The sequence below is a fragment of the Salinicola sp. genome (assembly GCF_982684285.1).
This window is the reverse complement of record NZ_CEXLVS010000156.1, coordinates 1-9,970: the sequence shown is the minus strand read 5'-3', so window position 1 is coordinate 9,970 and position 9,970 is coordinate 1. Positions and strand designations below refer to the sequence as shown.

The 9,970-nt window shown below is 67.3% G+C and carries 9 protein-coding genes; 1 reads left to right on the top strand and 8 read right to left on the bottom strand.

All coding sequences use genetic code 11. From position 1 onward, the window contains the following. From AC3AYF_RS13700 to AC3AYF_RS13670, 7 genes are all read right to left on the bottom strand, one after another. The coding region (locus AC3AYF_RS13700; protein ID WP_487779862.1) for a VOC family protein at positions 1-821 on the bottom strand (821 nt) is incomplete at its 3' end. A 90-nt stretch (positions 822-911) separates the two neighbouring features. Then, positions 912-2,039: an aminotransferase class V-fold PLP-dependent enzyme gene (locus AC3AYF_RS13695; protein WP_295039256.1), complete on the bottom strand. Its 1,128-nt coding sequence runs from the start codon at positions 2,037-2,039 to the stop codon at positions 912-914. Between the two features lie 93 nt (positions 2,040-2,132). Further along, a complete protein-coding gene (locus AC3AYF_RS13690; RefSeq protein WP_295039254.1) occupies positions 2,133-3,692 on the bottom strand; it encodes an aldehyde dehydrogenase family protein in 1,560 nt (519 codons plus the stop codon). Beyond that, positions 3,689-4,600: an NAD(P)-dependent oxidoreductase gene (locus AC3AYF_RS13685; protein WP_295039252.1), complete on the bottom strand. Its 912-nt coding sequence runs from the start codon at positions 4,598-4,600 to the stop codon at positions 3,689-3,691. Before AC3AYF_RS13685 ends, AC3AYF_RS13690 begins: the two co-directional genes overlap by 4 nt. 49 nt (positions 4,601-4,649) lie before the next feature. Further along, entirely contained in the window at positions 4,650-5,810 is a 1,161-nt protein-coding gene (locus tag AC3AYF_RS13680; protein ID WP_295039250.1) for an amidohydrolase, read from the bottom strand. Positions 5,811-5,918: 108 nt separating this feature from the next. Next, complete coding sequence (locus tag AC3AYF_RS13675) at positions 5,919-7,211, bottom strand: DUF3100 domain-containing protein (protein WP_295039248.1); 1,293 nt, start codon at positions 7,209-7,211, stop codon at positions 5,919-5,921. A 205-nt stretch (positions 7,212-7,416) separates the two neighbouring features. Continuing rightward, on the bottom strand, positions 7,417-9,552 hold the full coding sequence (locus AC3AYF_RS13670) for a pyrroloquinoline quinone-dependent dehydrogenase (protein ID WP_295039246.1): 2,136 nt from the start codon (positions 9,550-9,552) through the stop codon (positions 7,417-7,419). A gap of 17 nt (positions 9,553-9,569) precedes the next feature. Here AC3AYF_RS13670 and AC3AYF_RS13665 point away from each other — a divergent pair, with 17 nt between their 5' ends. Continuing rightward, complete coding sequence (locus AC3AYF_RS13665; RefSeq protein WP_487779861.1) at positions 9,570-9,779, top strand: hypothetical protein; 210 nt, start codon at positions 9,570-9,572, stop codon at positions 9,777-9,779. Here the strand turns inward: AC3AYF_RS13665 and AC3AYF_RS13660 are convergent. Then, on the bottom strand, positions 9,728-9,970 hold a 243-nt coding region (locus AC3AYF_RS13660; protein WP_487779863.1), incomplete at its 5' end, for a hypothetical protein. The two genes, AC3AYF_RS13665 and AC3AYF_RS13660, sit on opposite strands and share 52 nt — an antisense overlap.

Genomic DNA, 9,970 nt, shown 5'->3' with positions numbered 1-9,970 from the left:
GCCTGGGTCTCGCTGTGGCGGTGGTAGTCGATCCCGTGCTCGTCCCAGCAGGTGATCGCCGCTTCCAGGTCCCGGCAGGTGAGGGTCAGGGCTATGGCGCGCGGGGGCTGCGCCTCGATCTCGCCGAGGATGGGGAAGGTCGCTGCCAGCGTCCGGGCATCGAGCAGGTGGCAATCCCCTTTATGGGTGTGAATCGTCCACGCCGCGTCGCTGCCACGGACCGAGGCGGCACCGTGAATGCGGCGGAAGTGCTCGATGTCGTAACCCGGCTCATCGCTGACATACCAGACATCGGCGATCGACGTGGCGGTGTTGGCATGCGCCTCCTGGGTCGGGTCGACACGGAACAGCTCCGGGCGTAGCTGCTGGCAGAGGAACTGGGTCAGGAAGGGGCGTTCGGGATCGTGCAGGATATCCAGCGCCACGCTCACTTCCTCGTCGCGGCCGCCGGGCAGGTGGGCCATGCGGCGGAAGATGACCGGGCACGCTTCGTTGAAGCCGCGTGCCGCGACCAGGGCGTGATCGCGCTGGATGCTGTCGCTGTCCAGCGCCACCATGGCGATGCCGTCGCCCACGGTGATCAGTCGCGCCTCGACGAGGCGGCCGAACTGGAAGCCATTGGCATCCTGGTAGTCTAGGCACTCCGGACGACCGATGCCGATCAGTTCGATGAAGTTGTTGCTGAAGAACAGCAGGTGATTGTCCGTCCCCCACGGATGCTGATGACGCGGGTTGACGGTGAAGCCGAGATCCCTGGCTGCCTGGGCGGCATGATCGAGATTACTGACCGCCAGTAAAGGGTGATCGATGCCGAAGCTCATGAGCCTTCCATCCCGTAGCGTCGGTGTCTGCAGTATTGCCCATTATCGCGGGGCGAGGGAGACAGGGTACGCGATCGGGTTCGTGTTTTCTCATCTCAACGCCGCCATGGCGCGGTCGATATCCTCCGGCGTGTTATGCCAGTGAGGTGAGATTCGCAATAGCGTACCGGTGGCCGGCAGCCGGACGTTCAGCGGCTCGGCCGAGGTGCTGCAGGTCTTGGCGACGATCCCGGCGGCATCGAGCCGCTGACGCACCTGGAGAGGCTCGATATCCGGCAGGTGGAGCGTGGCGATGCCCGTCTCTGGATGGGGCAGCAGGGGTCGAAACCCCTGCTCCCGGGCGATGTCGTAGACCCGCCCGGCGAGCGCCGCCAGATGGTGGCGCATCGGCTCCAGCGCGATCTGCTGCAACTCGTTCAGGGCAGCCGTCAGCGCCACCTGGCTCATGACCGAGAGGTCGGAGGCATCGAAACGACGGGCCTGGGGCAGATCGACGAACCGCTGGGTGTCCGGCTCCAGTCTCAGCCCCGCCAGCTCCGGCGCTGGATTGAGGTGCATCAGGGCCAGTGCCGGCTGACTGACATAGAGCAGCGCCATGCCGCGAGGTCCGCGTAGCCACTTGCGCGTGGTGGCGACCAGCACGTCGCAGCCGAGGCGGCGCACGTCGATCTCGGTCTGCCCCAGGCCCTGTGCCGCATCGACGATCAACGGGCAGTGCGACGGACGGGGCAGGTCGCCCAGCGCTTCCACCTCGTAGCGCCGCCCCTCGATGCTGGTCACCAGCGGCGTCAGTATCGCCGCGACGTCGTCGTCGATCTGCCTGGCGATGGCGGCCATGTCCAGCCGTCCGGCCGCGTCCGTCGCCAGCAGTTCGATGGCGCGCGGCGGCTCCCCGCCGAGCCGTCTGAGCAGGACGATGTTGGAAGCCCACTCGCCCGGTGCGACCAGCAGCCGTCTTCCGCTGAGATTCAGGCTCCCGATGACCTGGGCCATGAGCCGGGAGGTGCTGGCGCCGAAGGCGACCTGGGCCTCCGGCGCGCCGATCCAGTGGCCCAGCCGGGCCCTGGTCGCCTGGCCATCCCAGAATGCGCTTTCGAGGCGCTGGCGCGGATAGGCCGCCATCTCCGCCTCCAGCCAATCCCGCAGGCGGGCCGACACCGCCGGGCTCTGCAGACCGACGGAGGCGTTGTTGAGATAACAGAGATCGGTTGGCTGCACGGGCGGCTCCTCGTCGGTTCCAGGCTCATGTCCGCGATGATAACCGAACTCGGGCCTGGGCGAGCGGAGTCGTCCCCCGCAGCGGTCGGTGCCTCATGCCTCTCCGCTGGCGTACCCCATGGCGACGCTGGCTGTGACGCCGGTCTCGACCCAGACGCTCTGCGGGACGGTATATTCACGTAGTCCGTCGAGGCCGCTGGAACGGCCGAAGCCGCTATCGCGGAAGCCGCCGAAGGGCGACATCACGTTGATCGCCTTGTAGCTGTTGATCCACACCGTGCCGGCGCGCAACTGGCCAGCGACGCGATGCGCCCGGGCCGGATCCTGCGTCCAGACGGCGCCGGCCAGGCCGAAGCGGGTCCCATTGGCGAGCCGAACGGCGTCGGCTTCGTCGTCGAACGGCATGGCGACGAGCACCGGGCCGAACACCTCCTCGCAGGCGATCTCCATCGAGGCGTCGACGTCGGCGATCACCGTCGGCGCGAGGTAGTAGCCATCGGCGCCTTGCGGCAGGCCCTCGGGACGCTGACCGCCGGTGACGATGCGCGCGCCGGCGGCCCTGGCACGCTCGATCATGGCGGTGACGCGTTCGTACTGGCGGGCGTTCTGCAACGGCCCCATGCGGGTCGCTTCGTCGGCGGGGAGGCCCACGGCGATCCGGCTGGCGGCTCGGCCGACGCGCTCGACCACGGCATCGAGGATGTCGCGCTGGACCAGCAGTCGCGAACCGGCCACGCAGCTCTGGCCGGCGGCAGCGAAAATCGCGGCCTGGGCGCCGGCCACGGCATCGTCCAGCCTGGCATCGTCGAACACGATGTTGGCGGATTTGCCGCCGAGTTCGAGCACGCTGGGTACCAGGCGTCGGGCGCCGGCCTCGGCGATCAGGCGGCCGCTGTCGGGGGAGCCGACGAACACCAGCTTGCTGATGCCGTCGTGGCCGGTCAGGGCCGCGCCGGTGGTCGGGCCGAGGCCGTTGACGATATTGATCAACCCCTTGGGCAGGCCACCGCATTCGAGCAGGCGGGCGATCGCCACCGACGAGAATGGCGTCAGCTCCGAGGGCTTGAGGACGACGCCGTTGCCCGCGGCGATGGCCGGCGCCAACTGCCAGGCGCAGGTGAACATCGGTGCGTTCCAGGGTGTGATCTGGCCGACCACGCCGAAGGGGACGTGGCGAACGTAGTTGAGGTGCGAGGTGGGCACCGGAATCACCTCGCCGTGCTGCTTGTCGCACCAGCCAGCGTAGTACTCGAACATCTCCCGGACCTTGCCGACCTCGCCCCGGCAGTCCCGAATCGGCTTGCCGGCGATCACGCTCTCGAGCTGGGCGAGATCCTCCTCGTGGCCCTCCAGCCGACGGACGGCGGCATTCATGCGCCGGCCGCGCTCGCTGGCGGTCAGCGCCATCCATTCGACCTGGGCACGGGACGCGGCCTCGACGGCCCGATCGAGCAGGTCGGCACCCGCGTCGCGGTAGCTGACCAGGTCGCCCCCGGTCGCCGGGTTCGTCAGCGCGATGGCGTCACCCCGGCCCGCGACCAGATCGCCGTCGATCCAGTTGGAGCAGGGCGTGTCTCCGGGTTCCAGCGACAAGCCGAACTGGGCGAGAAGACGATGCAAGGCTTGCTGTGCCTGGGTATCGAGAGCGTTCATGCGGAGGTCTCCTCGTCGTTGGCAGAGGGTTGGGTGAAATCGACCCCGGCCTGGGCCAGGATCGGCGAGACGATGTGATTGAAATCGTCGCCGTCCGCCGGGCGATCGGCGTTGGCATGCCAGCCGGCGACGACCTGGTGGAGCAGTGTCAGGTCGAGCCCGAAATCGTCGGCGGCGTCCCGCGCCAGACGCAGATCCTTGCGCATCAGGCCGCTGGTGAAGCCGGAATCGAAGCGGCTGGAGAGGATCCACTCGGGAAAATTGACCTCGCTGATGGCGCTGCGGCCGGAGCCGCTGTTGAGGCCGGAGAGACAAGCCGCCGGGTCGACGCCGGCCCTGGCGGCGAGGGCCACGGCCTCGGCGGTGGCGATCAGGTTGGTGGCGCAGAGATAGTTGTTGGCCAGCTTGACCACGTGGCCGCTGCCCGGGCCGCCCACGTGGGTACGCTTGGCGGACATCGCTTCCAGCATCGGCATGACACGCTCCAGCGTCGCCATGTCGCCACCGAGCAGCATGCCGAGTTTGCCGCTTGCCGCGCCTCTGGGCCCGCCGCTGACCGGTGCGTCAAGCCACTCGAGGCCGGCCGCGACGACCTGGGCGGCGAGTTCGCGGCTCACCACCGGGTCGCTGGTGGAGGTGTCGACGATCACGCTGCCCCTGGGGGCGCGCGCGCGCAGACCGGGTGAGATCTCGATGACTTCCCGGACATGGTCGGAGGTGGGCAGTGACAGCAGATAGACGTCGCTGGCGGCAATCGCCTCCGGGCTGACGGTCGCGAGGCCCTGCGCCGCCAGCCGCTCGCGGGCGGTCTCGAAGAGATCGCTGCCGGTGACGTCGAAGCCGGCGCGCTTGAGCGTCAGCGCCATGTTGCCACCCATCTGGCCAAGGCCGATGACAGTGATTTTCATCAGGTTCTCCAGGCTTGCTCTCGGATGAAGCGTTTCGGCAGGGGCGTCGTCAGTCGTTCAGCAGCTTTTTCACCAACGCCTGCCAGTAGGCGACGCCAAGCGGGGAAATGGCGTCGTTGAAGTCGTAGGCCGGGTTGTGCAACGCCGCGCTGTCGCCATTGCCCAGCCAGATATAAGCGCCTGGGCACCGGTTCAGCATGAAGGCGAAATCCTCCGATCCCATGCTCGGCGCCAGGTCGCGGTGGACCTTGTCGATACCGGGCAGCCCATCGAGCACCTCGGCACATCGGGTGGCGTGCCCAGGCGCGTTGATCGTGGCCGGGTAGCGCGCCTGGTAGTCGAAATCGGCCTTGAGACCGTGAAACTGGGCGGTGGCCGCGACGGCGTCGCGGAACCGCTGTTCCAGTCTCGCCTTCAGTGCCGCGTCGAAGCAGCGCACGGTGCCGCGCAGCTCGACCGTTTCGGGAATGACGTTGTAGGCGTCGCCGGCGTGGAACTGGGTAATGCTGAGCACGGCGGACTGATGCGGTGGGGTCTCGCGACTGATCAGCCCCTGCAACTGGTTCGCCAGTTGGCAGGCGGCGAGCACCACGTCCGTGCCCAGATGCGGCATGGCCGCGTGACAGCCGCGCCCGGTCAGCTTGAGCGTGAAGACATCGAACGCCGCCATCACCGGGCCGTCGTGGACGGCAGCTTCGCCGACGGCGAGTCCCGGCCAGTTGTGCAGGCCGTAGACCGCCTCCATCGGGAAGCGCTCGAACAACCCCTCTTCGACCATCACGCGACCGCCGCCCTCGCTCTCCTCGGCTGGCTGGAAGATGCAGTGCACCTGGCCGGCGAAGTCGGGATCTTGCGCCAGCGCGCAGGCCGCGCCCAGCAGCATGGTGGTGTGGCCATCGTGACCGCAGGCGTGCATGCGCCCCGGTATGGTCGAGCGGTAGTCGACGTCGTTGAGTTCCTCGATCGGCAGGGCGTCGATATCGGCACGCAGGCCGATGCGGCGTCCGGCGCCGCGGCGGCCGTCGATGGTGACGACGACGCCGGTTCCCCCACCCAGCCCGGTGACCGGTTCGAGGCCGTTTTCGCGCAGGATGGCGACGATGCGCTCGCTGGTGCGGGTCTCCTCGAAGGCGATCTCCGGATGGCGATGGAAGTCGTGGCGCCATGCGGTCAGCGTCTTCGGGTCGGGATAGGATGCGATCTGGTTCATGGTCTGCTCCGGCAATGGCTCATGATCTACTCGAGTGACCGGGAGACGCGCCCGCCAAGAGGTTGGCGCGGGCCGGGCGCGTCGCCGATCGTCGATGAAGGACGGCGTCTACAGCAGTACCTGGGCCACCACGGCCGAGCCGACGTAGGTACCGGTGAACACCAGCAGCGAGATGATGATCAGCTTCCAGCCGGTCCGGCGGAACATGCCGAACTCGCGCCGGCTGAGCGCCAGGCCGGCGTAGGCGAGTACCGGGGTGACGATGGCGAGGAAGTTGACCGCGGCGAGCTGATCGACGATCCAGCCGCTGCCTGGGAAGAACGGCAGCGTCATGACGATGCTGACCAGCGACACCCAGGCCACGCCGGGTAGATAGAACGGCGCCGCCCGGGTGATGACCAGGCCGATCAGGGTCATGACGTAGAGAATGACCATGCCCGGCAGGGCAGCGATCAGCGAGGCACCGTTGATGGTATTGGCGAGCCAGCCGACGATGCAGGCCATGGCCAGCACGGCGGCGGTCTTGCCCAGGTTCGTCTCCGGGCGCTCTTCCTGGGGCAGACCGGCCGCGTCGTTCCCGCTCATGGCGCCGACCGTGCCGGCAGCGCGGCGATGGCCGCCCAGGCGACGATAGAGCCATTCGGCGACGGGCAGGGCAATGAACAGCGAGACATAGAGCCCGGTCGCGTAGGTCAACAGGTTGCTGGCACCGGCAAAGGCGAGCAGATCGTCGGCAAGATCGGGCATGGCGCCGGCCAGGGCGCCGGAGCACGCCGCGACCATGCTGCCGCTGCCGACCCCGCAGGCCATCGCCAGCGCCCGTGGATCGAACCAGCCCAGGGATGCCAGGTAGCCCGCCATCAGCGCGAACCACAGCGTACCGAACATGGTGCCGACGACGTAGACGCCCATCACGCCGACGCCCTCCGGTCCCTTGAGGCCGTACTTGTCGGAGATGATCGCGATGTTGGGTTCGCGCGCGATCGAGTAGGTCGCGCCGATCGCTTCCCGTCCCATCTTGAGAACCAGCACCGCCACCGGCAGTGCCACCAGCATGGTGCCGAGGTTGCCCAGCTCCTGCAGGATCAGGGCGGGTCCGGCGCTGACGAGCTGTTCGATGGCGGGGCCGATGGTCGAACCGAAGCGCGCGATGAACGGCATGATCGAGATCAGGATCAGCGGGGTGGCCGCCTGACTGACGCTCTCGGGCAGGAAGCGCCGGGTCCCGGAGAACAGGTGCGGGTTGAGCAGAACGCCGAGCACGAAGGCGTAGAACAGTGGCAGTAGCAGAAGCGTTCCCGGGCCGAGCGGGATCTTGAGAATGCCGATCCATTCGCTGAGCAGGGAGATCACGACGACCAGCAGGTGAAGACGCCAGTCGAGCAGTTTGGAGAGGGGCATCGATCGTTACCTCTTTGTTGTTGGTGGAGAGGTCGTCCACCGAGTATCCAGAGAGAGCGTGATCGAATGAAAGACGCGAGGTGTTCTGTTTTTTTGGATGGCTGGCGCGTAATGGGCCGTCAGCAACGAAAAACGGGGCGGGCCAAGGCCCACCCCGTCAATGCGATCACGATCGCCACTGCCCGTCGATGATCGGGCTAGGCGTTCACTCCTCCGGCAGGGCGTAGACCACGACCTGGTCGCCAACCTGATCCTTGAGGATGGTGTTGCCACCGGCAACGAAGGCGACGTACTGCCGGCCCTTGTACTCGTAGATCGAAGGGTTGGCCACGGCCGGGGCCTCGGCCTGATCCGACCAGAGCTCTTCACCCGTCTCCAGCGAGAAGGCGCGCAGCTTGGCATCCATGGATGCACCGATGAAGACGACGCCACCCGCGGTCACCGCAGGACCACCGATGGTGGGCGAGCCCCATTTCTCGGGCATGAAGAAGCCATACTGCTGTGACGCGCCGACCGGCCGACGCCACTTGACGTCACCGGTATGCATGTCCAGCGCTACCAGCTCGCCGAAGGGCGGCTCCCAGCACGGCATGCCCAGCCAGTTCGTCGCCACCTGCAGGCGCAGACCGTAAGGCGCGCCTTTCTGCGGGGCGAAGCCACTCTCGTTGCCGGAGCCGCTGTCCGCTTCCTCGTAGTCCTCGCGGTTGTACAGCTTGATGGTCTGCACGATATGCGAGGTGTTGACGATCGCGGTCTGGCTCTCGGGGTCGAACGCCACGCCGCCCCACTGCACGCCACCGGCGCTGTCAGGATAGGCCAGCACGCCTTCGCCCTTGGTGGTCGGTGGCGTGTACATGCCTTCGTAGGTCAGGTCGTCCCACAGGCGCGAACACTGGCCGCCGCCCACGGCATCGGCGAGGCCCCAGATCTTGGGTTTCTCGGATTGATCCAGCAGCGGCGCCGGCTTGGTCGGGAAAGGCTGGGTCGGGGCATAGACCTCGCCTTCGACGCTACCGTCACCCTGCGGTACCGGACGCTCCTCGATGGGCCAGACATCTTCGCCGGTGAGGCGGTTGACCACGAACAGGAAGCCCTGCTTGGTCGCCTGGACCAGCGCCGGGATCTCCTCGCCGTCGACGGTGATATCCATCAGCGTCGGGGCGGAGTTGATGTCGTAGTCCCAGATATCGTGGTGGACCCACTGGCGGGACCACACCACCTTGCCTGTCTCGATGTCGAGCGCGGTGGTCGACGTCGCCAGCGGCGCTTCCTCGGTGCGGTTGCCGCCCCAGTAGTTGGGCGACGGCGAGGAGACCGGCAGATAGAGCAGGCCGTTCTCGCGATCGGCGGACATGTGGGTCCAGACGTTGGCGGTACCGCTCTTCTCGCGCATCTCGTCGGAGAGCGCCTGGAATGTCCACTCGAGCTCGCCGGTCTGGGCGTCGAGCGAGAAGATCGTTCCCGGCGGTGCCTGTTCGTAGGCCCAGTCCATGCCGGCCCAGCCCAGCATCAGGTGATCGCCGACCACCGTCGGCGGCTGTAGCACGGAGAGCGGCCACTCGGCGTGGGTGTCGTTCCACTGGTTGACGTTGAGCACGCCGTTGTCGGCGAAGCCCTTGCAGAGTTCGCCGGTATCGGCGTCCAGTGCGAACAGCTGCGCGTCCATGGTGCCCATGTAGACGATCTTCTGGCACGGCTCACCGGCGACCGGGTTCTCTGCCTCCCAGTAGGAGACACCGCGGTTCTTCAGCACCGGCTGGGTCAGCGCCTCACGCGAGGACTTGGTGTCGAAGCTCCATTTTTCCTTGCCGGTACCCGGATCGAGTGCGATCAGACGATAGAAGGGGGTACCGATGTAGATGGTGTCGTTGGCGAAGACCGGGGTCGCCGACCACACGGTCGCCGGCGTATCGCCGGACCCATCGGCGACATCGCCGGTATGGAATTCCCAGACCTTCTCGAGATCACCGACGTTATCCGCCGTGATCTGGTCGAGCGGGCTGTACTTCTGGGCGTTGAGCTGACCGTGGAAGCTGTCCCAGGTCGGGTTTTCGGGCACTAGCGGTATCGGCGCCCGGTCGGCATTCCGGCGATCGCTGGCGTCCGCCGTGTCGAGGTCCCGGGAATCCTCATCGTCGGCCTGCACCGTCTCGGACGAGGTGGCGGCTTCGGATGATGCCGGGGATTCGCTTCGCGTCGAGGTCCGGTCGGATTCGGTGGGCTGATCCTGGGCCAACAGCGGCAGCGGGGCGAGCAGCAGCGCCAGTGCCGTGGCCGAACCCAGGCGGGCGGCGGCGAGTTTCAGGGTCGGTGTGGACGGCTGTGACAGGGATATGGGCATGACTCGGCTCCTCAGGAATGGGCTGGCGTGGTGGAGGAGGCGCGACCGGCCATCTCCAGCAGCAGGCCGATCAGGCCCACCACCATGGCGGCCGTCAGCCACCACTGGTGCAGCAGCAGCCCGGCGAAGCCGGTGCCGACGAGGTTGGCGCGGGCGACCAGGGCATGATGATTGGCTACGCCTCCAACGAAACGCCCGCTTTCATGCCCCTTGCGATGCCTGGGTGAGGCGCGCCGTTCATGTGCCCGGGTCGCTCTGGCCGGTCAGCGGGATCGGCCTGGAGGGCGTCGATGTACCCGCCCACGGCGCGATCGATCTGCCCCATCCGGGTCATCCGATCCGCCTCGTCCAGGATCTGCTCGACCGAGAGGTTCTCGCGCTCGCGCTTGATCCGCGCGTCCTGGTTCGCCTCGGCCTC